Origin of the sequence: Aristaeella lactis (assembly GCF_018118585.1) — a bacterium.
GTDB lineage: Bacteria > Bacillota > Clostridia > Christensenellales > Aristaeellaceae > Aristaeella > Aristaeella lactis.
Window position 1 is genome coordinate 1,428,731 of sequence record NZ_CP069421.1, and the last position, 23,395, is coordinate 1,452,125.

27 protein-coding genes, 1 tRNA gene and 1 pseudogene are annotated in these 23,395 nt (G+C 49.3%); 22 read left to right on the plus strand and 7 right to left on the minus strand.

Features of this window, described 5'->3' with window-relative positions; genetic code table 11:
- The first annotated feature begins 201 nt into the window (after positions 1–201).
- The 21 genes and pseudogenes from JYE50_RS06640 to JYE50_RS06740 all read left to right on the plus strand — a co-directional run bounded on the left by JYE50_RS06640 (position 202) and on the right by JYE50_RS06740 (position 14,943).
- Positions 202–1,275, plus strand: a complete 1,074-nt coding sequence (locus tag JYE50_RS06640) for a helix-turn-helix transcriptional regulator (protein WP_084097079.1) — start codon at positions 202–204, stop codon at positions 1,273–1,275.
- Positions 1,265–1,867 carry a GNAT family N-acetyltransferase gene (locus tag JYE50_RS06645; RefSeq protein WP_179138440.1) on the plus strand — a complete coding sequence of 201 codons (603 nt, stop codon included), beginning with the start codon at positions 1,265–1,267 and terminating at the stop codon, positions 1,865–1,867. Before JYE50_RS06640 ends, JYE50_RS06645 begins: the two co-directional genes overlap by 11 nt.
- A gap of 21 nt (positions 1,868–1,888) precedes the next feature.
- Entirely contained in the window at positions 1,889–2,407 is a 519-nt protein-coding gene (locus JYE50_RS06650; protein ID WP_084097083.1) for a deaminase, read from the plus strand.
- A gap of 21 nt (positions 2,408–2,428) precedes the next feature.
- Complete coding sequence (locus JYE50_RS06655) at positions 2,429–2,923, plus strand: DEAD/DEAH box helicase family protein (RefSeq protein ID WP_084097085.1); 495 nt, start codon at positions 2,429–2,431, stop codon at positions 2,921–2,923.
- Between the two features lie 26 nt (positions 2,924–2,949).
- A complete protein-coding gene (locus JYE50_RS06660; protein ID WP_084097087.1) occupies positions 2,950–3,948 on the plus strand; it encodes a phosphotransferase enzyme family protein in 999 nt (332 codons plus the stop codon).
- Entirely contained in the window at positions 3,945–4,601 is a 657-nt protein-coding gene (locus tag JYE50_RS06665; protein WP_084097089.1) for a GNAT family N-acetyltransferase, read from the plus strand. The genes JYE50_RS06660 and JYE50_RS06665 overlap by 4 nt, the downstream gene beginning before the upstream one ends.
- A gap of 83 nt (positions 4,602–4,684) precedes the next feature.
- The gene (locus tag JYE50_RS06670; RefSeq protein WP_084097091.1) at positions 4,685–5,404 is read left to right on the plus strand and encodes an SAM-dependent methyltransferase; all 720 of its coding nucleotides are present in this window, start codon (positions 4,685–4,687) and stop codon (positions 5,402–5,404) included.
- A 26-nt stretch (positions 5,405–5,430) separates the two neighbouring features.
- Positions 5,431–5,913 (plus strand): GNAT family N-acetyltransferase, encoded by a 483-nt coding sequence (locus JYE50_RS06675; protein ID WP_084097093.1) that lies wholly within the window; start codon positions 5,431–5,433, stop codon positions 5,911–5,913.
- 51 nt (positions 5,914–5,964) lie between these two features.
- Entirely contained in the window at positions 5,965–7,443 is a 1,479-nt protein-coding gene (locus tag JYE50_RS06680; protein ID WP_084097095.1) for a GNAT family N-acetyltransferase, read from the plus strand.
- 16 nt (positions 7,444–7,459) lie between these two features.
- Positions 7,460–7,876 (plus strand): GNAT family N-acetyltransferase, encoded by a 417-nt coding sequence (locus JYE50_RS06685; protein ID WP_084097097.1) that lies wholly within the window; start codon positions 7,460–7,462, stop codon positions 7,874–7,876.
- A gap of 38 nt (positions 7,877–7,914) precedes the next feature.
- Positions 7,915–8,283 (plus strand): annotated as a pseudogene (locus JYE50_RS06690) (ACT domain-containing protein).
- A 23-nt stretch (positions 8,284–8,306) separates the two neighbouring features.
- Complete coding sequence (locus tag JYE50_RS06695) at positions 8,307–9,119, plus strand: class I SAM-dependent methyltransferase (protein WP_084097099.1); 813 nt, start codon at positions 8,307–8,309, stop codon at positions 9,117–9,119.
- Positions 9,120–9,290: 171 nt separating this feature from the next.
- Positions 9,291–10,085, plus strand: coding sequence for a hypothetical protein (locus JYE50_RS06700; RefSeq protein WP_084097101.1), 795 nt, complete (start codon positions 9,291–9,293; stop codon positions 10,083–10,085).
- A gap of 8 nt (positions 10,086–10,093) precedes the next feature.
- Positions 10,094–10,543 (plus strand): GNAT family N-acetyltransferase, encoded by a 450-nt coding sequence (locus JYE50_RS06705; RefSeq protein ID WP_084097103.1) that lies wholly within the window; start codon positions 10,094–10,096, stop codon positions 10,541–10,543.
- Positions 10,544–10,583: 40 nt separating this feature from the next.
- A complete protein-coding gene (locus JYE50_RS06710; RefSeq protein ID WP_084097105.1) occupies positions 10,584–11,006 on the plus strand; it encodes a GNAT family N-acetyltransferase in 423 nt (140 codons plus the stop codon).
- 37 nt (positions 11,007–11,043) lie between these two features.
- Complete coding sequence (locus JYE50_RS06715) at positions 11,044–11,406, plus strand: cysteine peptidase family C39 domain-containing protein (RefSeq protein ID WP_084097107.1); 363 nt, start codon at positions 11,044–11,046, stop codon at positions 11,404–11,406.
- 60 nt (positions 11,407–11,466) lie between these two features.
- Positions 11,467–12,075, plus strand: coding sequence for a hypothetical protein (locus JYE50_RS06720; RefSeq protein ID WP_143763687.1), 609 nt, complete (start codon positions 11,467–11,469; stop codon positions 12,073–12,075).
- Positions 12,076–12,136: 61 nt separating this feature from the next.
- Positions 12,137–13,300: an endo-1,4-beta-xylanase gene (locus JYE50_RS06725; protein ID WP_084097111.1), complete on the plus strand. Its 1,164-nt coding sequence runs from the start codon at positions 12,137–12,139 to the stop codon at positions 13,298–13,300.
- Positions 13,290–13,898 carry a GNAT family N-acetyltransferase gene (locus tag JYE50_RS06730; protein WP_084097113.1) on the plus strand — a complete coding sequence of 203 codons (609 nt, stop codon included), beginning with the start codon at positions 13,290–13,292 and terminating at the stop codon, positions 13,896–13,898. Before JYE50_RS06725 ends, JYE50_RS06730 begins: the two co-directional genes overlap by 11 nt.
- Positions 13,899–13,923: 25 nt before the next feature.
- Complete coding sequence (locus JYE50_RS06735; RefSeq protein ID WP_084097115.1) at positions 13,924–14,433, plus strand: GNAT family N-acetyltransferase; 510 nt, start codon at positions 13,924–13,926, stop codon at positions 14,431–14,433.
- A gap of 48 nt (positions 14,434–14,481) precedes the next feature.
- Complete coding sequence (locus tag JYE50_RS06740; protein ID WP_179138441.1) at positions 14,482–14,943, plus strand: GNAT family N-acetyltransferase; 462 nt, start codon at positions 14,482–14,484, stop codon at positions 14,941–14,943.
- A 928-nt stretch (positions 14,944–15,871) separates the two neighbouring features.
- On the opposite strand, the gene JYE50_RS06745 is transcribed toward JYE50_RS06740, so the two are convergent.
- The 7 genes from JYE50_RS06745 to JYE50_RS06775 all read right to left on the minus strand — a co-directional run bounded on the left by JYE50_RS06745 (position 15,872) and on the right by JYE50_RS06775 (position 21,907).
- Positions 15,872–15,948 (minus strand) — tRNA-Val (locus JYE50_RS06745).
- Between the two features lie 198 nt (positions 15,949–16,146).
- Positions 16,147–17,373 carry a hypothetical protein gene (locus JYE50_RS06750; protein ID WP_084097119.1) on the minus strand — a complete coding sequence of 409 codons (1,227 nt, stop codon included), beginning with the start codon at positions 17,371–17,373 and terminating at the stop codon, positions 16,147–16,149.
- Positions 17,366–17,851: an RNA polymerase sigma factor gene (locus JYE50_RS06755; protein ID WP_179138442.1), complete on the minus strand. Its 486-nt coding sequence runs from the start codon at positions 17,849–17,851 to the stop codon at positions 17,366–17,368. The genes JYE50_RS06750 and JYE50_RS06755 overlap by 8 nt, the downstream gene beginning before the upstream one ends.
- A gap of 220 nt (positions 17,852–18,071) precedes the next feature.
- The gene (locus JYE50_RS06760) at positions 18,072–19,343 is read right to left on the minus strand and encodes a DUF4179 domain-containing protein (protein WP_084097123.1); all 1,272 of its coding nucleotides are present in this window, start codon (positions 19,341–19,343) and stop codon (positions 18,072–18,074) included.
- Complete coding sequence (locus JYE50_RS06765; protein ID WP_084097125.1) at positions 19,336–19,860, minus strand: sigma-70 family RNA polymerase sigma factor; 525 nt, start codon at positions 19,858–19,860, stop codon at positions 19,336–19,338. Before JYE50_RS06765 ends, JYE50_RS06760 begins: the two co-directional genes overlap by 8 nt.
- A 139-nt stretch (positions 19,861–19,999) precedes the next feature.
- Positions 20,000–20,971 carry a prolipoprotein diacylglyceryl transferase family protein gene (locus tag JYE50_RS06770; RefSeq protein ID WP_084097127.1) on the minus strand — a complete coding sequence of 324 codons (972 nt, stop codon included), beginning with the start codon at positions 20,969–20,971 and terminating at the stop codon, positions 20,000–20,002.
- Between the two features lie 3 nt (positions 20,972–20,974).
- Positions 20,975–21,907, minus strand: a complete 933-nt coding sequence (locus tag JYE50_RS06775; RefSeq protein WP_084097129.1) for a phosphodiester glycosidase family protein — start codon at positions 21,905–21,907, stop codon at positions 20,975–20,977.
- Between the two features lie 236 nt (positions 21,908–22,143).
- Here JYE50_RS06775 and JYE50_RS06780 point away from each other — a divergent pair, with 236 nt between their 5' ends.
- The gene (locus JYE50_RS06780) at positions 22,144–23,370 is read left to right on the plus strand and encodes an argininosuccinate synthase (protein WP_084097131.1); all 1,227 of its coding nucleotides are present in this window, start codon (positions 22,144–22,146) and stop codon (positions 23,368–23,370) included.
- Positions 23,371–23,395: the final 25 nt, after the last annotated feature.

The following is a 23,395-nucleotide window of genomic DNA, read 5'->3' on the forward strand; positions in this document are numbered from 1 at the left end:
AACGAGGGAAAAAGACCTTTCATTCGTCTTCCCTCTCATGCTTCTTCAGGTATCGCTCTTCAGCGCTCAGTTGTAATGAGGCTCAAGGCAAACTCCTACCATTGGTATGGGTATTCACCCAAATAATTATATTGCTGATCTCTTTTTCATTACTGACTTCTGTCATATAATATTTGAATAACCAGAAAGGAGGAGGACGGCATGGAGACACGTATTGCGGAAAACATTCGGTCCTACCGGAAACAGCGCGGGCTGACCCAGGAACAGCTGGCGGAAGTGCTGGGGGTATCCGTCGGTGCGGTCTATAAGTGGGAATCCCGGTCCTCCCTGCCCGAACTGCGGCTTATCATGGAAATGGCGGATTTCTTTGATATCTCCGTGGATGCGCTTCTGGGCTATCATCTGAATGACAACCGGCTGAACGCCATGGTGGAGCGTCTGTGGATGGCGGGAAACAGTCTTGATTACGATGCGGTTTCGGAGGCGGAAAAGGCGGTTCGGAAATACCCTCATTCCTTCGATGTGGTCTTTGCTGCCGCCAACCTTTACTATACCTTTGCCGCGGGAACAAAAAAGGAGCCCTGGTTCCGGCGTGCCATAGAACTGCTGGGCAGTGCGCGCCTGCTGGTATCTCAGTGCACGGATTCCCGGGTAAACGAATCCTGGATCTGCGGCATGATCGCGGAGATGCATGAGATGCTGGGTGAAACGGACAAGGCGCTGGAACTGCTGAAAGCCCACAACCCCGGCGCGGTTTTTGATGACAGGATCGGGATCATGCTGCTCGCTCATGGAAGGGATCCGAAAGAAGCAAATGATTACCTGGAGGATGGTTTTCTGCGAACGATCTCCTCACTCATCCAGACGGTGATCGGCTATGCGATGCTGTTTGACGTAAAGAATGACAACGCATCCGGCATGGAAATGATGCGCTGGATCATTCCCACCCTGGAAGGGCTGAAAAAGACAAATAAACCGGACTTTATAGACAAGATGATCGTGGTTTTCAACACCTTCCTGGCAGTCTTTCAGCATAAATCCGGCGATGTGAAAGGAGCAGAAGATTGTCTCAGGAAGGCAAAGTCCCTGGCCCTTGCCTTTGATGCTGCTCCGGACTGCGCGGCGAACCAGGTGAAATACGTCCGCGAATCGGAAATAACCAACGCCCATGATCCGCTCTGGAAAACGGCCATGGACGCTGTGGAATATATCCTGCGCGGCAAAGCCCCTGAACTCCGGAAACTCTGGGCGGATGTTCGCGGCCATGAAGGCTGAACAGCCAGCAGCATATTTCCGGACGAATACAGGTATGGATAAGGAAGTGATCGTTTTGAATACAGCGGAAAGCAAGAATCAACTTGCATCCTATCTGAAGCACGCGGATTTTGAAACCGAACAACTGCTTCTCCGTTTTGTCACAGAAGACGATATGCCGGAAGTCGCCCGGACATGGCCCGCAGATCATCATCCGCTTTCAGACGGAGAGGCACAGGAAGCCATCGCCTATATGCGCGGGAATTACGAACGGAATATGAAAGGCAGCATCTTCCACCTTTGCCTCGCGGTGTGCGGGAAAGATCATCCCGGAACCATCATGGGATGGTGCGGACTGGATGGCACGAGGAATCATGCGGAGCCTGAAATCTTCATTCTGCTGGATGAAGAATACCGAAACAAGGGATACGGAACCCAATGCGTGAAAGAACTCCTTCGGGTTGCCGCTGAAGAATACGCGCTTTCCGGCGTGCACGGCGGCTGTGACAAGGAGAATATCGCCTCCGCCCGGGCCATGGAGAAGGGCGGCATGGTGCAGTATGGCACGGAAGAAAACGGCGATCCGCTGTTCCGGTTCTGTGCAAGTGTCTGATTGTATCAGGAGGGAACACCTGTGGATGACGAACATGTGAAACACATGAAACGATGCTATGAACTGGCGATAAGTGCCGGGAAAAAGGGCTATGATACCTTTGGCGCAGTTCTTGTGCATAACGGGAAAATCCTGGAGGAAGCGGAAAACACGTCAGACTATGTTCACAGGATCTTCGGGCATGCGGAATTCAATCTGGTGCACAAATGCGCCAACAAGTATTCCGATGAAATTCTGGAGAATGCTGTCGTATATTCCAGCTGCGCTCCCTGTGAACGGTGCCTGGCAGCCATCGCGTCCCTTGGAGTGCATCAGATCGTATGCGGCGTCTCTTATAAAGAGTTTTGCAAGCTGCTGCCTTTTGATTATCAGGCGTTGGATCGCGAAGGCCTGCTGAAACAGCTGGGCATTCAGATGACGCTTACGGAATCCGTGCTCGAAGAGGAAGGGATGCATGTGTTTGAATGGTGGGGCGGAGAATACCGCCCGCTGGAGGAACTCATTGCGGAAATGGATGCAGTGAAAAAGAAACAGAAGTAAGATAAAACCGGAGAAACCAGCATGCGAAAGAAACTCATCCTCATCAGCGGTTCCCCCTGTGTAGGCAAGACAGCCGCAGGCACCCGGCTTTTTGAAAGCTTTGACAACAGCGCATATCTGGACGGGGACTGGTGCTGGTGCGTTCATCCCTTTTCCGTCACGGACAGCCGGCTCCGCAACGGGGACAAAAGCATGTCCTTTATCCTTTCCAACTATCTGGATTCGGATTTCGAATATGTGTTTTTCACCTCCGTTGTACTGACGGATCCGCAGATCCGCGAAGGGATCCTGAAGGGAATTACAGCCAAAGACTACGAGGTCATTGCCTTCACGCTCACCTGCTCTGAGGAGACACTGAAAAAGCGTCATGACAAGCGGGGCGACAAGGGCGAAACGAATTATTACTGGCTGCACCTGCCGCCCTGCCCTGGGGATATCGTCATTGACACAGACAATAAGAGCATCAGGAACATCGTCAAAGAAATGAAAAAGCAGATCAATGCTGCGAATGAATAAACAAGGTCATAACAGGAGGTATCTGATTGAAGCGTATTCTTGAACAGGCAAAACATCTGTATACCCTGGAAGGCTGCACCTTCATCCCGGTATCCGGCCATGAAGGCGGACGGAACCAAATCGTGATCGTCAGCCGGAACGGCAATAACCAGTATATTCTCCGATTCTCCACCCTCGGAGACAGAACGGAAAAAGACTATCTTGCTGAAACAGAGTTTATCCGCTTCCTGGCTGAAAACGGAGCGCCTGTGGCGGATGTGATTTCGTCTGTTCAGGGCAGGCTGGTGGAGTGCGTGGAGGCGGATGGCAAGGCTGTATATGTCAGCCTGTTTGCCTGCGCCAAAGGAATGCTGCTTGCGGATAACGGCTACCGTTACCGGGAAGGCGCACCGCTGAGTGAATACTTCTTTAACGCCGGCAAGGCTCTGGGTGCGATCCACAGGCTGTCCAAAGCGTATGTGCCCGTCTCTCCCCGCCCGGACTACTTCGACAAATACAACATGACGTACCTGGGCCGCCTGATCCCGGATGAATACAGTGAACTCAAAACAGCCATTGCAAAACGTCTGGAGGCTTTCCGCACCCTCCCGATGGACAAAAGCTGCTATGGTCTGGTACATTTTGACTTCAGCGACGGAAACTACCATATCGACATGGATACAGGCGCGGTCACGGTGTTCGACTTTGACAACTGCATGAACTGCTGGTATATGTTCGACCTTGCCAATCTCTGGACTCATAACGAAGGCTGGACAAGACAGGAACCCGATCCGGGCAGGCGCTTCGAGCTGATGCAGCAGTGCTTCGACCTCCAGCTGCAGGGCTACAAAACCGAAACGGATCTTCCCGAGGAGATGCTGGAAAAGCTGCCGCTGTTCATCGACATGGTGCTGATCGAAAATATCGTGGATGAGCTGGAATGCTGTGCCCGGGAAGGTGAAGTGCTGGACTGGGAAGATATTGAAGACGCAGTGGAATGCCTGATCAATGACATCCCTTATGCAGGACTGAGAGAAAGAACATGAATAAACCACTTTTATACCAGGCGGCTATGCAGAACGTTTACGGCAAACAGGAGCAGTTCACCCGGAGCAGTATCACAGATGCGTTGTTTGTTTATCTGGACGGAGAACCGGAACCGGAATCTATCGCCCGGGTGGAATCCCATTTCAGGAACAGGCCGCTGGTATGCATGACAGGTGCCTGGGAAGAACAGATTAAGGCGCAGTATCCTGATGCGGCAGTATACTGGCGGACAATGATGAAACCGGCATGCCGCTTTACCATACCGGAAAACACGGAGCTCCCGAAAGGATACTTCCTGACCGGTATGGATAAAGTTTCTTTTGAACAGCATCCGTTTTCTCACGGGGAGAATTATTCCAGCTTCGCCGCTTTTCATGCGGAAGGCTCCGGCGCTGTTGTCTATTATGGCGGCGAGATCGTAGCGGCCGCCTCCTCTTTCCTGAGCGTAAACAAGGAAGTGGAACTGGACGTATCCACAAAAGAAACTCATCGGGAAAAAAAGCTGGCATCTGCCTGCATTGCCTGGATGCTGCAGGATTGTATGAGACGCGGCATCACTGTCCATTGGGACGCGCAAAATGAAGTCTCCCGGCATCTGGCAGAGAAATTCGGTTTTGAGGCTGAAACTAAGTATTCTGTTTACTGGGTGTAATAAACAGACTGTAACGGACACGGGAAAATCACTGGCAGGTTTGAAGTTGATTAAGCAGCAAATCGGAGTTTGTGGAGGCTGGAATGAGTAATATAGAAAAGTATAAAAAATACTTTACTAAGGAGTACCTGATGGGTCCAAATTCTTTCAGGCTGCTTGATGAATTGATCAGCAGATGTCCCGAGGATGTGAAATTTGACCGCACTTTGGATCTGGGATGCGGATATGCATTAACATCACTTTTTATTGCCAATGAAACAGATGCGAAGCACGTTTATGCGTTTGACCTATGGGTTCCTGCAACTGAAAACTATACAAGAATAACGGCTAATGGGCTTGCAGATAAGATTATACCGATTCATGGTGACGCAATGGATATGCCATTTGCACAGGATTATTTCGATAGCATTGTCAGCGTGGACTCTTATCATTACTTCGGCTGTAAGCCGGGTGTATTCGCAGAGAAAATACTGCCTTATGTCAAAGAAAACGGTCATGTCATGATTGCCATTCCGGGGTTGAAGGAGCAGCCACAGGGTGATTTGAAACAGTTGTTTGAAACATGGGCCGAGGGTGATGATTCACAACTGTTCAAAACGGCTTCCTGGTGGGACGCCCTGTTGAAGGACGAATGCGGAGACCAGTGCGACATCAGTGTTCTTGAGGCTGATTGCTATGATATTGCATGGCAGGAATGGTTCCAGTCAGGGCATGAATTCGGACTGCGTGACAAGGAGTTTTTGGATAAGGGGCTGTATGACATTCTGAATTTTCTTCTGATATATATCAGGAAAAGAAAATGATTGTGCGTATAAGGAGGAGCTTATAAATGATCAGAGAAGTCTTTCACGAAGATATTCCGGCGTGTGTAAACATCATAAAACAGAGTTTTAAGACCGTGGCTGACGAGTTCGGTTTTACGGAAGAAAACGCTCCGAGATTTACTGCGTTTGCAACGAACGAGGAGAGACTTCTCTGGCACATGGATGGTGAACACAGGCCTATGTATGTTTATGAGGAAGCCGGTGTTTTATGCGGATATTACTCATTGCTCATACAGGAGAATAATGAGTGTGAATTGAACAACCTGGCCGTTTTGCCGGAATACCGCCATAAGGGTATAGGAAAGCAGCTGCTGGAGCATGCATATTCTGTGGCTCGCGAGAAGGATTGCAAGCTTATGAATATCGGAATTGTGGAAGAAAACACAAAGCTTCGTAAGTGGTATGAAGAAAACGGAGCAATACATCTGGGGACCCATAAATTCGACTTCTTTCCTTTCACATGCGGGTATATGAGAAAGGAACTGTGAAACAAAGATTGATTGGAAGAATATATATCCTGAAGTAAAAAGGACTGAATTATGGAATACAAAAACATACAGGAAGTCTTTCCCGGAATCGGATGTGCCTGGACAAACGCGGCCGGGAAAACGACATCTGAATACTGCGGCGTTGCCGATTGGGAAAGCAATACACCGGTAAGCAGTGACACCATTTTCCCGGCGTTCTCCATTTCAAAATTCATTACCGCAATATGCGTCATGAAATTGTATGAACAGGGTGTCATTGATATCGATCATCCTGCCAATACTTATTTGCAGCAATGGAAACTGCGCACATTGGATGGAAGTGAAAGCAATACGTCCATCCGGTCGATCCTGTGCCACACTGCCGGGATTATGGATGGAGAAGATGCTTTTTACGGACTGCGCCGGAATGATCCGGAAATCAGCCTGGTGGATATCCTCGAAGGAAAAACCACCTACAACAACCGTCCTGTCCGTGCAGAAAAACCCCAGGGAGAAGCTTTTGAGTACTCCGATGCCGGTTACTGTGTCCTGCAGCAGCTGCTGCAGGATGTGATGCATAAATCCTTTGACGATATTGTCTGGGATATTCTGCTGGATCCGTTGGGTTTATGCAATACCTTCTTTGCAACACCCGGCAACATAGCCTGTTTTGAAAGCAGGATGGCGACAGGTTATGATGAAGAAGGTCTGCCCATCCCGGGCAGATTCCCTGCTGTGCCCGATCTCGCGGCCTCCGGGTTGTGGAGCACACCGAAAGAACTCCTGATCATCGCAAAGGAATTCATGAAAGCATATGAGGGCAGAAGCCGCTTGCTGCGGCAAAAAACGGTGCAGGAAATGGCAAAACCCGTGGAAAAGTTTCCCTGGACTGGCCTTGGTCTGTTTATCGGAGAGGATAATACGCTCATCTCCCGGGGTTGGGGCGAAAGCGGGCAATGTATGCTGAAAATGCACTTCCGTACTGGAGAGATCGCTGTCGTCATGACAAACCGGAATCCCGGTGTTGATCAGCAGGCTTCCGGAGTGGAATGGCTTGCGGACAGGAAACCCGGCGAAGGAAATCAGGTATCCTTTGGCAGCCCCGATGATATTGAAAGCTGGATGAATCTTGTCCGGCGTGTCAGCTGGAATTTCCCCGGACTGGAAACAGAAAAGGCTTTGGAGGATCACCGGCAGACTGTGTTGAAGTTCATGGAAAAGAAGCAGGCACTGTGCACGAAAAACGGTGAGGAGATCACCGGTGTCCTTTTGTTTTCCAGGAACCGGAACATGATCTGCTGTCTGGCCGTTTCCCCGGAACAGCGCAGGAAAGGAATCGCGTCAAAGCTGCTGGAAAAAGCTCTTGATGAACTGGACAGGAACCGGGACATTACAGTATCAACCTTCCGGGAAGATGATGAAAAAGGTGTTGCGCCTCGTGCCCTGTACAGAAAATACGGTTTCCGCGAAAGTGAACTGACGGAAGAATTTGGTTATCCGAATCAGGTGTTTGTGCTGAAAAGCAGCCTGAGAACCAACGATAAATCGTAATTTGAGGTCGGTTGATATGAAGTGTGAACTGTTAGCAGAACAAAACCTTGCGCTGATGCTTGACTTTATTGATGATGAGAACACGAAATACGATGAGGCCGTGCTGAAAGCGTTTTTGGAGGAAAAGAACGCATACGGTTATATTGCTGTAGATAACAGAAAAGCCGTCGGATTTGCTTACGGCTATGTTCTCAATGAGCCGGATGGGCAGAAAGTATACTATCTGCACGCAATTGACGTTATGGAAGGATGGCAGAATCAAGGCTACGGAACGGAACTTGTCCGGTTTGTTCACGAACATTCGAAAGTCCTGGGCTGCCGCAAAATGTTTCTGCTTACCAATAAGCACAATGTTTCCGCCTGCAGGTGTTACGAGAAAGCAGGAGGAATCTGTAATGCCGCCTCCGATGATATCGTGTTTGCGTTTAAATGATGTGCTGACAATTCCAGTTTGTGGAGGAAACAAGACAGATGGAACTGAAGAAAATCGAACATAAGCTTACTGTTTGTAAAGTATTCGGGACATCCGATATTAATATGGATGCAGATTTCTACTTTATTGGAAAAACGGATGAAGAATTGTCGCTGGTGTGCAAAACGGAGGATACGCCGCAGAACACGATCGAGCGGGATGATGGATGGAGAGGCTTTCGTATTTAGGGAGTTCTCGACTTTTCATTGATTGGTATTCTGTCAAAACTGTCCGGCATACTCGCGGCTCATAAAATCGGCATCTTTGCCGTATCAACATACAACACGGATTATATCCTTGTGAAAGAGGAAAACTATGAACGGGCACTGACCGTTTTGGCTTCTGAAGGATATACAGTAGTATCATAAAACAATGAAAAGAGGAATACTTTATGGATAAATATATCGCAGGAAATAAAGCGGCATGGGAGGAAGCATTTGATCAGAGGCATGCTTCCTGGGGAGCCGATATAACAGACCGCATTCAGAAGGAAGACTACCCTTTTTTCAACCAGGAAACGGCGGCGGCCCTGAGGAAAATACACACTGAGGGAAAGGTGATCGGTCATTTCTGCTGCAATAACGGACGTGAACTGCTTTCCCTGGTGAAAAGCGGAAAAGCAGCGAAAGGAATCGGTTTTGATATTGCTGAAAACCAGGTGGCCTTTGCCAATGAAAAAGCAAAGGAGCTGGGTCTCCCCTGCGTGTTTGAAGCTGTAAACGTATATGATATTGATGACCGGTATAAGGAACAGTTTGATATTGTGATCATCACGATCGGCGCGCTCTGCTGGTTTGATGACCTGAACCGTTTTTTTGCCGTTGTCGCAAAATGCATGAAACCGGGTGCTGTCATTGTGATCAATGAACAGCATCCCTGCACGAATATGCTTGCTTCTGAAGGCGATGAAGAGTTCGACCCGGAACACAGGACGGAATGCCGGTTTTCCTATTTCGAACACGAGTGGACCGGCAACGGCGGCATGTATTATATGACGCAGAAAAACTATCATTCCAAAACCTTCACCGACTTCACCCATTCGATGTCCGAGATTATATCCGGAATGTGCAGCAACGGAATGGTGATTACCGGCCTTCAGGAGTTTGACAGCGATATCAGCGGTGGGTTTGAGGCGATTGATCACAGCGGATACCCGCTGTCCATGATCATCCAGGGTCGGAAAAACCGTAGCCCGGAAATGTAAGACTTTTACGGCAAACAGTGAAATTCAGCCGGGGGGCCCGGAAACGTCCCCCCGGCCACATGAGATTCCCAAAGAACCGGTTACGAAAATGGTCGAAGCCAGAGCGAAAAACAATTGTGCGGGCTAAAAAAGCGTCAGCACAGCGTCGTCTGCGGGAGAGGATATTTCAGGATGGAGAAGATATTCAGCGTTCAGGATCGGGAAAACGCCTTTAACTTTGTGCTGTCAGCAGCCAGGGAGTGCAAGAGGATTGTTGCACTGGTTCAGGTAGGATCCGGCGCGCAGGGGTATCACGACGAATGGTCGGACCTGGATTTTGTGATTGCACTGGATTCGGGTGATGCCATGGCGGAAGTCATGTCCTATATGCATCAGAAGATATCCGGGGAATACCGGCTTCCGTTTTTCAATCAGGATGAGTCCAGGCATCTCCAGTGTTTTCTCTTGTCCAATCTCCTGGAGATAGATATCGGATACGGCACTTATGAACACGCAGCCGCATGGAAGCCTGCCTTTCGGGTTCTGTACGATCACTCCGGCGTGGTGGAGGAAAAGATGGTCAGTTCCCGGGCATGGATGGATGACAGGATATACGGCGAGAAGCAGAGGAAGGACATTGACGCAACCTGCCGGTCTGTATGGATCCGGCTGATGCATGCGGCCGTGGCCATTCACCGCGGTCAGTATTTCCGCGCAGTGGGTGAGCTGGAAACTGTCCGGAGGCAGTACATTGATCTGTTGGGAGACCGATATCGGCTGGAAAGCAGTCTGAACCGGGAAATTGACAGACTGCCGGAAACGGAAAAGGCAGCGATCAGAAGCACGTTTGTGACTGAAGAAGATCCGGCTAGCCTGTGGACGATACTTCTGAACCTGACAAAGCTGATTTATCAGGAGCTGGCCGGATGCAGCGTTCCGGTGACGCAGGATATGCTGGCTGAATACTATAAGAATCTCAGGAGCTGAGGAAAGAGATGGAATATAAGATAAGAACCGCAGTCCCGGAAGATGAAGAAAAGATCCGCGAACTGTTTCTGGAAATGCTGCGGACGATATATCACACAGATGATGTGAAAGGCTACGGAGAGGGCGACCTGGACAGGTTCTGGAGTGAAACCCCGGATCGGATCTATGTCGCGGAAGACGGCCAGGTGATCGCATTCCTGTCCGTGGAGGTCCATCATGACCCGGTGGACCATATCTACCTGGATGACTTTTCAGTCACAGCGGCTTACCGGAACAAAGGAATCGGTTCAGCATTGATCCGTGCTGCGGAAGAATACGCAGGACAGCTTGGCAGCAAGGCGGTCCTCCTGCATGTAGAGAAAGCAAACACGTCAGCGATGCGCTTTTATGAGCGGTACGGGTATTCTGTCTTCAGGAATGATGGAAACAGGTTCCTGCTGAAAAAGGACATTAACTGAGAAAATTCTGTTGTTGAGCCATACTCGCGGAGGCAGGAAAATGCTGATTATTCAGTGTACAAGTCAGGATATACATACATTGGCAGTTCTGAACAAAAGCCTGATTGAAGATGAAAAAAGCAACAACCCCATGGGCCTGGAAGAGCTGGAGAACAGAATGACGACGTTCCTCGCCAGTGAATACAATGCTTACTTTTTCAAAGAGGCGGAAGAGATTATCGGATATGCCTTAATCAGACATACCTGTTCGCCGCTTTATCTCAGACAGTTTTATATCGACAGGGCATATCGGCGGAAGCATTATGGGGAAAAAGCTTTTCATGAATTGTTGAAGCTTCTTCAGGTGGATACCATCGATATTGATGTATTGCCCTGGAATGAAGCAGGCTTGCGATTCTGGAAGAGCCTTGGATTCACTGAAACCTGTATTTCAATGCATTACAAAAGTCCTTTGGAAATATAAACGAGATTTATAGAGATAATTTTTTGAGGAGATAAATGTGAAGGAAATACAGTATATTCAGCAGCCGACAGAGTACCTGTGCGGTCAGGCATGTGTCGCAATGATTGCCAATGTGTCCGTGGATGATGTCATCCGGGTAATGAATAATGATAAAGCAACCGGGAAAAAAGACATTGAGAAAGCGTTGGAGCATTATGGGATCAGGCAGGCAAAAACCATGACAAAGGCAGATAACAGCACGCCGCTGCCGCCGGTATGCATATTGAAGGTTTTACTCCCCCGCTATAGTCATTGGATATTGTATTATCATGGAAAATACTATGATCCTGAGTTTGGGCTTACAGATGAACTGTATTGTAAAGCCAAAATCCAGTCATATCTGGAACTGTATGCAGACTAATACCGGCCGCTGTCTTTGGTTTTTCTTCGAGCAACAAACGTTTTGAAGTTGGAGTGATTTATGATGCAATACATCACAGGCGGATTATTCCTGTTCTTTTTGCTGCTTCTGTTTTATCTCCTCTTTCACATCTGGCTGGAAGGCAGACGGGAGCAAAGCAAACCCCATGAGATCGCCGGTGAAGAGCTCCCGGAAGCACTGCGGGAAGCTGCTCTTCGTCCCCTGAAGCTGTTGAACAAATACTATGCAAAACGTGATCCCGAACACGTGGACGCCTGCATTGATGAAACGATGCTTCCGGACAATATGCGGATCCTGGGAACCAATCCTGACGAGATCTTTTATGGCCGTCAGGGAGCCACATGGCTGCTGCAGGGTGACTGGAAACACTGGGGACAACTGGCGCTTGATGTGGATCAAACCTCGCTCCTCCGTGCCGGTAGTGCCCTGTACTTTGTTCTGCGGGGAAAGATTAAGCTGGATTACGTTCATTTCCGCATTCCGATCAGGATAACAGGTATCCTGGAGGAAAAGGACAGCCTTTGGTATATCAGCAAGCTGCAGTTTGTAAACAACCTGAACAGTAACTATCTGGTAGTGGCCTGGATTCCTGCCCTGGCAGCATTGATCAGCCTGCTGCTCTTCGGCGTTTCATGCTTGTTAAGATAATCTTGATGGGATTTGTTTATACACAGAGCACATATCAGGACGAATTAATGGAGGTACAGATTTGATAAAGTTTGGTAGTGGCATCAGCTATCTGACAATTGATCTGATCAGAATCTGGAAATCCAGCAATGAACATGATTTCGCAGAAAACAGGGACAAGTATCTGGCTGCGGAAAACCCGCCGGATGCTTCCTATTACCGCCAGCTGGACTATCACCGGATGGAGAAGATGGTTCAGTTTATTGACCGGTATCTGGATAGTGTGACACCTGAGAACGAAATGAAGATGGAGATATTCTTCAATCAGGATCAGCCGGCGTTTATCCATGATGAAGTCAATACGCGCCTGTTCAATTTTTCATACGCTGACAAGGTATATGCTTTCGCGCAGGAAAATGAACTGAGCCTCAGGATTCACACGATCATATGGTACTGTCACGTCCCAAGGCAGTTAACGGAGTATCTGGAAAACAGAAGCGCGGAAGACCGGAAAAAACTGACATACAAGTTTATCAAAACCTATATGCAGTGTCTGAAAGAACGGTATCCCAACGCTTACAGTATGGATCTGATCAATGAGATCGCTGCCGATCCGGATGAAATCAGAGCCCTTCGTGAAGAAGAAAAGCCCGTATATGACGTCGATGACGAGGGTGTCCGGATCGATGATTGGTATAGGTTGTTGGGAAAGCATTATTACATCCAGGTTTTCCGGTTGGCACGTGAAGTGTTTGGAAGTCAGATCAAATTATTCTATAATGACAACAATGAGGGAAACCGGGAGAAACAGATTATTTTCAAAACGGTGATCGACCGGATCAAAACATATGAGCAGGAACACGGGATCCGGCTGATCGACGGATTCGGAATGCAATGCCATTTCTGGGGATCTGAAGATGAAACCCGGGCATATATGGATGAAATGTTCTCGTTCTGTACAAATATGGGCGTGAAAGTACAGATCACGGAATTTGACGTAAGCAACCACAGCACAAAAGAGATTCAGGAATCTATATTTGTTAATTTCCCGGAAGTTGCAAAGCAATACGATATCGAAGTTTTCACAACATGGGGTTTAAATGACATTGTTTCATGGCTTCACGGGGAGGATGCATCCCTGGTAAATTCAAACTGTGAACTGAAACCGTTCACCATGAAATACATCGAAGCTTTTTCCGGGAAATACAATCACGGAAACGACAGAGGCAAAAAAAATGATCATTGAAACAAAAAGGCTGATCATCCGTCCGTTCCGGGAGGAAGACGCTGACGCACTGTACAGGATCAAAACCGATCCGCAGGTGATAAAATTCTGCCCGGATTTTCTGGATGTTGATGCAAAACGGACAGATATGCTCAGCTATATCCATGGCTTTCAAAGAATTGAAGATGCCGGCGACACTGACACATGGCGGTGCTATGCTATTGAAAACAAAGAAACCGGCGAAGTGATGGGTGCACTTACTTTCTGTAAGCAGAATATGCTCCATGAATTTGATCTTGGCTGGATGATGATCAGTGAGTATGCCGGGAAAGGCTATGCATCCGAAGCGGCGGAGGCGTTTGCGGAGGATTTCTGCCGGAGTCATAAGTTTGACTATCTGACTGCGGTCATGGACGTGGATAATCCAGCCTCCCGTAAAACGGCCGAGAAGAGCGGGTTCCGTCTCTTTGAAAAGAGAACAGTCTATGATTATAGCTTAAGCCGGTACGCAGACGATTATTTCTATTTTCGCAGATACTGGTCCGGCTGCACGCTGAAAGACCGGTATTACGGAGATTCTCCGTATTACGGGCGTTCAACATCAGACAGGAATGAATAACCGAACAGGAGGTTAAAGAAATAAGATGAATAATACATATATCATTCGAGAGGCTGTTCCGGATGATGCAGAGAAAATGATTATTTACCTGAATCAGGTAGGTGGAGAATCTGATAATTTGCTGCATGGTGATAATGAATTTACTGTTCCGGTTGAAGGCGTAAAACGAAAACTGGCCATGAGTAAAGACTCGGAGAATAGTATCGTTCTGATAGCTCTTGATAACGAACAGATTATTGCGAGAGCAGAATTAGAGGGATATTATCCGGCAAGAATTCGTCATAGGGCTAAATTCTCGATTTCAGTAAGAAAGGATTACTGGAATCAGGGAATAGGAACCGAAATGATGAAAAGAATTGTCGAACAGGCAAAGAAGATGAAGCTCAGCGTTATAGAACTGGAAGTCATTTCTGATAATGCGAGGGGCATTAACCTGTACCATAAAATGGGATTTGTTGACATAGGATTATATAAAAAGTATTTTTATGTTAACGGGATGTATAAAGATGCTGTAGTCATGCAGAAAGTACTATAATATCAATTACGGCATCATCAAAGAACACTGTTTGTGGAGCGAAATATTATGATTAAAGAGATAACTGATCCCGCTGAAAAACAAGCTATTGCTAGAAATGTGCTGGAGGCTCTGACTGATTGGTTCGGAATAGAGGAAAGCAGAGAAGATTACATTTCACACAGTGCTGACTGGACTTTTTTAGCAGCCAAAGATGATCATAATGTAGTGGGTTTTCTGTGTTTAAAGGAAACGGGAAAAGCTACTGTTGAACTGGCTGTGATGGGAGTGCTGAAGGATTATCATAGACGTGGCATAGGACGTCAGCTCGTTGAAAAAGCAAAAGAAATTGCAAGGGCTCAGGGTTATGAATTCATGCAGGTTAAGACCGTAAAAATGGGAGTTTATGACGATTATGATAAGACAAATCATTTTTACATCAGCTGCGGATTTAAAGAGCTGGAAGTATTTCCCCTCTTGTGGGATGAATGGAATCCATGCCAGGTATATGTAATGTCTTTAAACCGTTAAAATCCGGAATTACAGAAATGGCAAACCCCAATTGACGGAACAAATGTTTAACAGGAAAACCGGAAGTAAATAGGCCTATGGACATCACTCTGGCAATGCTTCAGTGATGTCTTTTTCTGTTTGTAGGATTAACAGGACTCGAACCTGTGTTCCTCATGCTCAATAATTATCCATCTCCTTTGGTGCGGGAATCTATGTACTCTTTTTATTGTCAGGATGCTGCAAGCATTGTGAAGCGTTATATTATTGTCCATTGAGACGGCAAAATATTGTATTCGGCATCTGACAGTGAAATCTGTTTTTGAAGCTGAAACAAGGTGTTCAGTCTGCTGTTACTGTAAACAGATTGTAATGGATAAGGCAAAAAAGACTGGTATAGGAGTGATCATGGCCCTATGAATTGGCTGGAATATGCATTACTCTATGCTTCAATTTTCTATGTATATGTTTTTGTTTATGCCCCCAGTTTATTTCTGATAGCTGCTTGTCTTGGGTCGCTATGGTTCTCATATCAGGTATGGAATTCAGGCAAAAAACTCCTCAGCGTCTTCTTTGTGTTTCTTGCCATAGTATTTGCCGTATTGGCGTATGTTATATATAGGCAAATAATATATCGCTGAAAAAATCTACGATCCGATACTGTATCGAAAACAAAAAGGCCAATCCTTTCGGATGGCCTTTTTCGCTTTGGTGGGATTAGTAGGACTCGAACCATATGTTCCGTTCGCTCAATCGTCGCTGCCCGCCTTTGGAGCAGGCTCGCCGCTCGTTTCGCGCCAACAAACTCAGGTCGCTTGCCTTCGGCACTCCACACTGTGGAGACGCTTCCTTCGTTTGCCCCCACGATCGTGGGGCCCCGTAGTCATAGGTTCGAGTCGACTGACCCAAAACTAAGAAAAAACAGATCCATGAAGGATCTGTTTTTTCTTGGTGGGATTAGTAGGACTCGAACCTATGACCCCCACGATGTCAACGTGGTGCTCTAACCAACTGAGCTATAATCCCAAACGGTCAGCGAAAGGGATTATAGCATAGGCCGGATCAATTTGCAAGGACTTTTTCCGCCCATATTTGTGAAACAGAAATAAAACTATTCACAGTACAAAAACATCCGGCTGTTCTCACAGCCGGATGCATCTTGAATTGTTTTTCTGTTACCGGACAGGGTAATTTCTGCAGACGTTCCCCATTCGGAAGGCCTGCTTATTCATCCTGCGCATGCTGCGTTTCCTCTTCCAGAGGCTTCATCGTGAATTCTACAGTTTCATATTTCTGGCGTATGAGCCGGTTGAACGCCCTGAGGGCATAATGATCTCCGATGGCTTCCCGGCTGATTGAGAAGTGCACCTGGAAGGTGGTCGGTTCTCCCTCTTCCGGTCCCGGAGTACTCTTCTCAACACCGCCATCCAATCCTGCTTTAACAGTCTTATACCCATCCGTTTCCGTGCTGTCAGGGGTTACAAACTGGAATGCGAGCATTCCTTCTTCCTCCTGGGCGTTGTACAGTTCTTCATCTGTAACAACAGCCTGTACTTCACAGCGGACATCCAGGGGGGTAACAATCATCTGGACCCTGGTGACCTTCACGCCAACACTCGGGAATTCCATTTCGTCTTCACAGACCCACTTTTCATTACCGGTGAATTTCACCCTCAGCGGAATCTCTATACGTTCTGTATTATCAAGGTTAAAATCGAAGTATTCCGCGTCTTCCTCGGCGGTGTCCGGAGTATACTCCATATACAGCAGAATCGTGTCTTCCGGTGTCGGATCCCCATAGTCCGCCAGTTTCCAGTGATAGTAAGCTGTCACAGAACCGTCTTCATTCATCATGAAATCGGTCATTTCATTGGGATAGCCATCCCAGTCCTTTTCCTTTTCAGGCCATGCGTTCAGATATGCCCCAATCTGTGCCACATGCCCGTCATAATGTTCCTTTGCGTATTCCGCAACCGTTTTTGTTTCCGGTTCCATCTGGTTATAGACACTCCAGATATCCCCTTCTGCATCGATGCCAAACTCGTTTACCAGGAGTTCATTGTTTTTGGGATGCATTGTTACGGCAATCCGGATATAGGCTTCATCATAATATGTTTCGTGAACAGTGTAGACCATGTGCTCCGATTCCACGGTAACGTCTTCCTTCAGGAAGGATTCCTCTATGTTTTCCGGCAGAGTGATCCCGGCATCCTTCGCGTACCGGGCAATGAAGTCTCCCAGGCCGAAAAGGTTCAGCGTGGCGGCAACGGCTCCCGTAGCCAGGACACATACCAGCACCAGCGCCATCACCCAGCCGATGCTCAGTCTCATTCTCTTTTCCTTAACCGGTGTAGTCAGCTCAAGCAGCTGCATATCGCTTCTTGCGTCAAAACCTTCCGGAACGTCCGGCAGTTTATTCTGCATTGCGGATTTCATTCTTTCCTCAATCACAGCTTAATCCCTCCTTGCTCATCTGTTCCCTGATCCTGCCCAGCAGCGTGTTGATACGGGACGAGACCGTTCCTCTCGGAATGTTGAGGATGGATGCGATGTCGGCCTCCCGCAGGTTTTCCTGGTACTTGAGAACCAGCAGCAGCTGATCCTTTTCCTTCATCCCCGACAGATAATCGGTGATAGGATCTCCGGATTCTCCCACGGCCAGCGTCTCCTGATAAGGCTCTAACGGCTCTGTCCGCTTCTTCTTTCGAAGCATACTTTTCGCGGCATTGATTGTGCATCGGATCAGGTAGGCTGGAATGGCTTCCTCATTGCGGATATGTTTCAGGCTCTTCCATGTGGATTCCACCGCGTCGGAAACTGCGTCTTCCGCGTCCTGGGCGGAATGCAGGTAACCCAGCGCGACACGGTACATCTGATGGCGTCTTTCACGCACCGCATCGATAAAGACCTGCTCTTTGGCTCGATCCATCGTCTTCGTCCTCGCTTTCGTTTTGGGATACACTTTAAAGATGCGCATGGAATCCAGTTTTGCTCATTTTTTTCTGAAACTTTTTTATTTTTTTCAGCAGTCCTTTCCGGACCGCAGCCGATGCTGATTTTACCATACTTTTCCGGAATCGGCAGCAGCATATTTCCGGGCAAGAAAAAGCCCTGCGGAATTGCTTCCGCAGGGCACTGCTTGTCAGTGTTCATTCCTCCACCGGCTCCACGGTGAATTCCACCGTCCCGAACCGCTCACCTGTTTCCATATTACGGGCCCGCATGGCAAAGCGGGGGCCAAAGGCGTCCAGACTGATCGGGAATGCCGCGTGGAACATGGCACCCTTAAACGGCTCAGAATAAGTGCATCCTCCGGAGTAACATCCTGCCGGTCCCTGCGGCACAGTCTTTCCCATCTTTTCTTCCCCTGTTCCTTCCGGATAAACAAACTCGTAGTCAAGAGCGTCCATCCTCTGCATTTCCCTGGACTCATACGTCACATCGCCAAACCCTGAATAAACCGTCACCTCGCGTTCCACCCACTGTTTTCCGAACTGTTCGGCGTCTGTTACCTTGAAGTCCATTTCGCACCAGATCTCCAGTGGATTGACTTCCATTCTCACTTCTGTAACCCTGACCCCGACATCCGGGACGTCAAACCCGTCTTTACACACATACTTCCTGGCTTTCACCGTGCGAATGGTCATCGGGATTATGGTGGTGTCCTCTTCCAGTGCTTCGACATGCCATCCGGCATCGCCCCGGGACACTTTCCCCTTTTTGTAGTTAATCTGCATCTGTACATCCCGTTCCGTCAGTGCCGGCCCATCGACCATCATGTCCTGGATGATGGATATGGAACCATCTCCGTTCAGTACAACCCCTTCACTGTAACCGCAGAATACATTTCCGTCATCTGCTTCCCCAAAGCAAAACTCTGCCACATTCCCGTTATGGTGTTTCCAGGCATATTCTCCCAGCGTTGCTTCTTCTGTAACGTCAGTTCGGTAGTATCTGTCCTGGATAGGTTCATTCATCTCTTCATCATCCATATACCATACCGGAAGGACATCCTCCTTCGGAGCCACATTGACGACAAGGGTCAGCGTCTTCCCATCGCAATAGTATCCGGGAATCGTATAGACAGCATGCTCATCCTCAACGACAATCTCGTCCTTCTGAACCACTTCATCCCGGATCATTTCCTCATAGTTGTCCGGCAGTTTTGTCTCCCCACCTGCCTCAAGCCATTTCCAGAAATCATCAAGCGTCAGTCCCTGTGTCGCTGCCGCCACCGCGCCGGTGATCAGAATGCACAGCAGCACGATGACCAGGATCGCGCCTACAGATAGTTTCTTCACAGGTTTTTCTCCTTCACTTGCGCCGATCACACGCCGGGCAAGCCATGGATCCGCCTGAAAGCCGGAGAGCCGACGGTCAAGAGCTTCGGAAAAAGTATCTTTCGTATATCTTTTACTCATCGAACTCACTCCCCTCCATCATCGCCTTCAGTCTCTCCCGTCCCCGTTTCAGCCTTCCGGAAACAGAGGACTGCGATATACCAAGCGATTCAGCTGTTTCATTTACATTCATATGCTGATAGTAATACAGGAGGATCACTTCCCGAAGCCGGATCGGCAGCCGGATCACGGCGTTCATCAGTTCATCATCACTCTCTTCAAAGGGAACAGCCGTCTCCGGAACCATGTCAGGCGTCACCTGCCGGTTGAACACCCGGAACCATCCGGAATGGTTCATGTCATAGCATGTCCTGATGGCGATCCTCATGATCCAGGTTTTCTCACTGGCTTCCCCACGGAACGTATCCAAAGCCCGGTATACTTTCAGGAATGTCTCCTGCATGGCGTCTTCCGCCAGCGTTTTGTCGCACAGATAGAGAAAGCACATCCGCATGACCTGTTCCTGATACCGGTCAACCAGCTGTTCCAGTCTCTGATTGCGATCCGGAGCATTGTCTGGGCCCTTCACATTGCTCACGTTTCGCTCACCTCCTACACCTGATTAGACAGAAAAAGAAAAAATAATATCGGATTTCATCAAAATTTCTTTCAAAAAAAATACGCCCGGTTCTGTATAACAAAGCCGGGCGTTTCAGTCTATTGATTAGCGGATCCGGTCAGTCTTCCCGCGGAAAGGCTTTCTTCCACAGCGGCACGACTGCAGCCAGCATCCAGACGCAGCAGGCAGCCATCACAATGTAGCTCAGGTCCGCGCGCATCCACATCAGGAAAGAAACCTTCTGGTCCAGGGCGAATTCCATCAGCATGACGATGCCCGCAGCCAGGAATATCATCACCAGCCTGAAAGTCAGTTCCCGCTTGCTCCGCTGCTGCTTCGGCAGCTTCAGCCAGCAGAAGATCAGGATCCCCAGCACCAGCAGCGCGCTGATCAGCTGATTTGCCTTCACGAAGCCCCAGATAATGACCTCGTCCTTCCGCATGGATTCAAACAGGATCTGGCAGGAAGCGTACATCAGAAGCAGGAGCGACGCGGCTCCGCCGGTCTTCCGCTTCTTCATCCGCAGCAGCACGACCAGGAACACGATGGCGGCCAGGCCTTCCAGCAGGTTGATGGAGAAGCGCCAGGTGCCGTAATAGTTCTGCACCGCGAAGGGGAAACGGCAGATCGGTTCCGGATTCTCCCAGGCGATCATGCTCCAATCCTCAAAGGGATCGAACCATTCTTCCACTGAGGAACCAAAGCCGGCTTCGATCAGGTATTCCGCGAAACGGCCTGCGGCGATCAGCAGCGCGGCGGGTGCCGCGGCGGCATCGGCGATCCTGCCGAAAGCCTGTCCTGTAATCTTCGAGGATATGAACGCGGCGGCAAATCCGCCGATAACAGCACCGTACAGCATATAGCTGTATCCGCTTCCCAGGAAATCCCAGAAGGAAAGTCCGCTGTCCGGGATCCACTCCAGGGAGCAGAGCCAGAAGGCCGCACGTCCCAGCAGGATGCAGAGCACCGCGGCCAGGGCCCCGAACACAAATACGGTCCGCTTCCTCAGGTCATGCTTTTCCCTCAGGAAAAACATCAGCAGCAGCGCGGCCGCGGCCGCGCCGAGCATCACCAGTCCAAAGGATGTCATTGATTACTCCTCCGATACGGCAGAAGCAAAATAGATCATGCCGTAAATCTCCCGGCGTCCCTTCGCGCTGTTGACCTTCTTCTGTCCCATGTACAGCTTGGAGGAACCGCCGCCGTCCAGGTTATACGCCACTTTGCAGTCCGGGAATGTCTTGGCGATGAAGTTCGCCAGTTCCGTGCAGTTTGTTCCGACGCCGTCTCCGCCGTCCACCGCGAATACGGCATAGGTCAGCGTATCCAGCTGGCAGATAGCCGTGCGGGCCGCGGAAAGGGCCACCTCGTGGGTGCTGTCGGATCCCTTGATCTCCTGCACCTCACCGTTCAGCACCAGGGCCGGTCCGAAAGTGAATACGTTTGTCGCTTCCTTGCCCTGGCCTTCCAGGTCCGCGATGAACGCCTGCACGTCTGCGGAGGAAGCTTTCTGGATCACAGAGAAATCGCCCTGGCTGTCGATCACCAGCACGTCCTGCTTCATCTCTTCCTTCCACTCGTCCAGGCTGTCGCAGCAGAACACGCCCTGGCGGACCACATAACCCTTGTAGTTGTTCATCTTGACATAGTCGTCATTAAAGGAAACAACCGGGTTGATATACTTCACCAGTTCAGGGGGATTAGCACCCTTCTTGGCTTCAAAGCTGTCATAGCTCAGCACCGTACGGATCTGGGAGGGATCCTTGATCTCGATCACCACCCAGTGGATCGTGGTGGGACCGGCACTGGACTTGGTCTTGTAGTTCTTTCTTTCATATAAAGTAGCATGAATGGATTCATCCTGGTATTCCCTGCCCGGCGTGATCCATCCTTCCTTGGCGGGAGGCGTTCCGTGCTCCAGCATGTCCGTCGCGATGGGCTTCACTTCAGCCGTCGCCGGGACCAGGATGCTCAGCAGCAGCGCCGCGATGATCAGGGTCAGGATCCAGTGTTTTCCGGTATGCATTCTCGTCTTCTCCTCCGGGACTCATAATGTAATATATATACCATAGAAAAGCCTTTTCTGGCAAGCTGTCAGGACACATTGTATGCATGAATAAAAGCAAATATTCATTCATTTATGCATATATTCATTTTTATGCATTGTGAAAAAATCTTTTGATTTTCTATTGTTTTCCTCTTGACAACGGGTTTGTGGCGGTGTATATTGCCTGCATAATCATGCAGAAGGAGGTCACCCCAATGAATAAAGCTGACATCAAGAAAGTCGTCCTCGCCTACTCCGGCGGTCTCGATACATCCATCATCATCCCGTGGCTGAAGGAGAATTACAACAATCCTGAGATCATCGCCGTCTCCGGCGACGTGGGCCAGGGCACTGAACTGGACGGTCTGGAAGAAAAGGCTATCAAGACCGGTGCCAGCAAGCTGTACGTGCTGGACCTGACGGAAGAATATGTGGATGACTACATCATCCCCACCATGAAGGCCGGTGCCGTATATGAGGATTACCTCCTGGGCACCAGCCACGCCCGTCCCTGCATCGCCAAGGGCCTGGTGGAGATCGCCAAGAAAGAAGGAGCTGACGCCATCTGCCACGGCTGCACCGGCAAGGGCAATGACCAGGTCCGGTTTGAACTGGCTGTGAAGCACTTCGCTCCGGATATGCCCATCATCGCTCCCTGGCGTGAGTGGGATATCGTATCCCGGGATGAAGAGATTGACTACGCTGAAGCCCACAACATCCCGCTGAAGATCAACCGGGAGACCAACTATTCCAAGGACAAGAACCTCTGGCATCTGAGCCATGAAGGTATGGACCTGGAAGACACCGGCAACGAACCGCAGTACGAAAAGCCCGGCTTCCTGGAAATGGGCGTTTCCCCCATTGACGCTCCTGACAAGCCCACCTATGTGACCATCGAGTTCGAAAAGGGCATCCCGGTGGCGCTGGACGGCGAGAAGATGTCCGCCAAGAACATCATCCTGAAGCTGAATGAGCTGGGCGGTGCCAACGGCATCGGTATCATCGACATCGTCGAGAACCGGCTGGTCGGCATGAAGTGCCGCGGCGTATATGAGACCCCCGGCGGAACCATCCTGTACAAGGCTCATGAGACCCTCGAGTCCATCTGCCTGGACAAGCTGACCATGCATGAAAAGCAGAAGCTGTCCATCACCTTCGCTGAGCTGGTTTACAACGGCCTGTGGTTCTCTCCCCTGCGGGAAGCGCTGTCCGCCTTCGTGGACAAGACCCAGGAGAAGGTCACCGGTAAAGTGAAGCTCAAGCTCTACAAGGGCAACATTATCAAGGCCGGTGTCTGGAGCGACTATTCCCTGTATTCTGAGGATATCGCCACCTTCGGTGCCAGCGACTACGACCAGAAAGACTCTGCCGGCTTCATCACCCTGTTCGGCCTGCCCACCAAAGTTCAGGCCATGGTGGACGCCGCCAATCAGAAGAAGTAATCTTCCATAGATTCTTAACCACTCC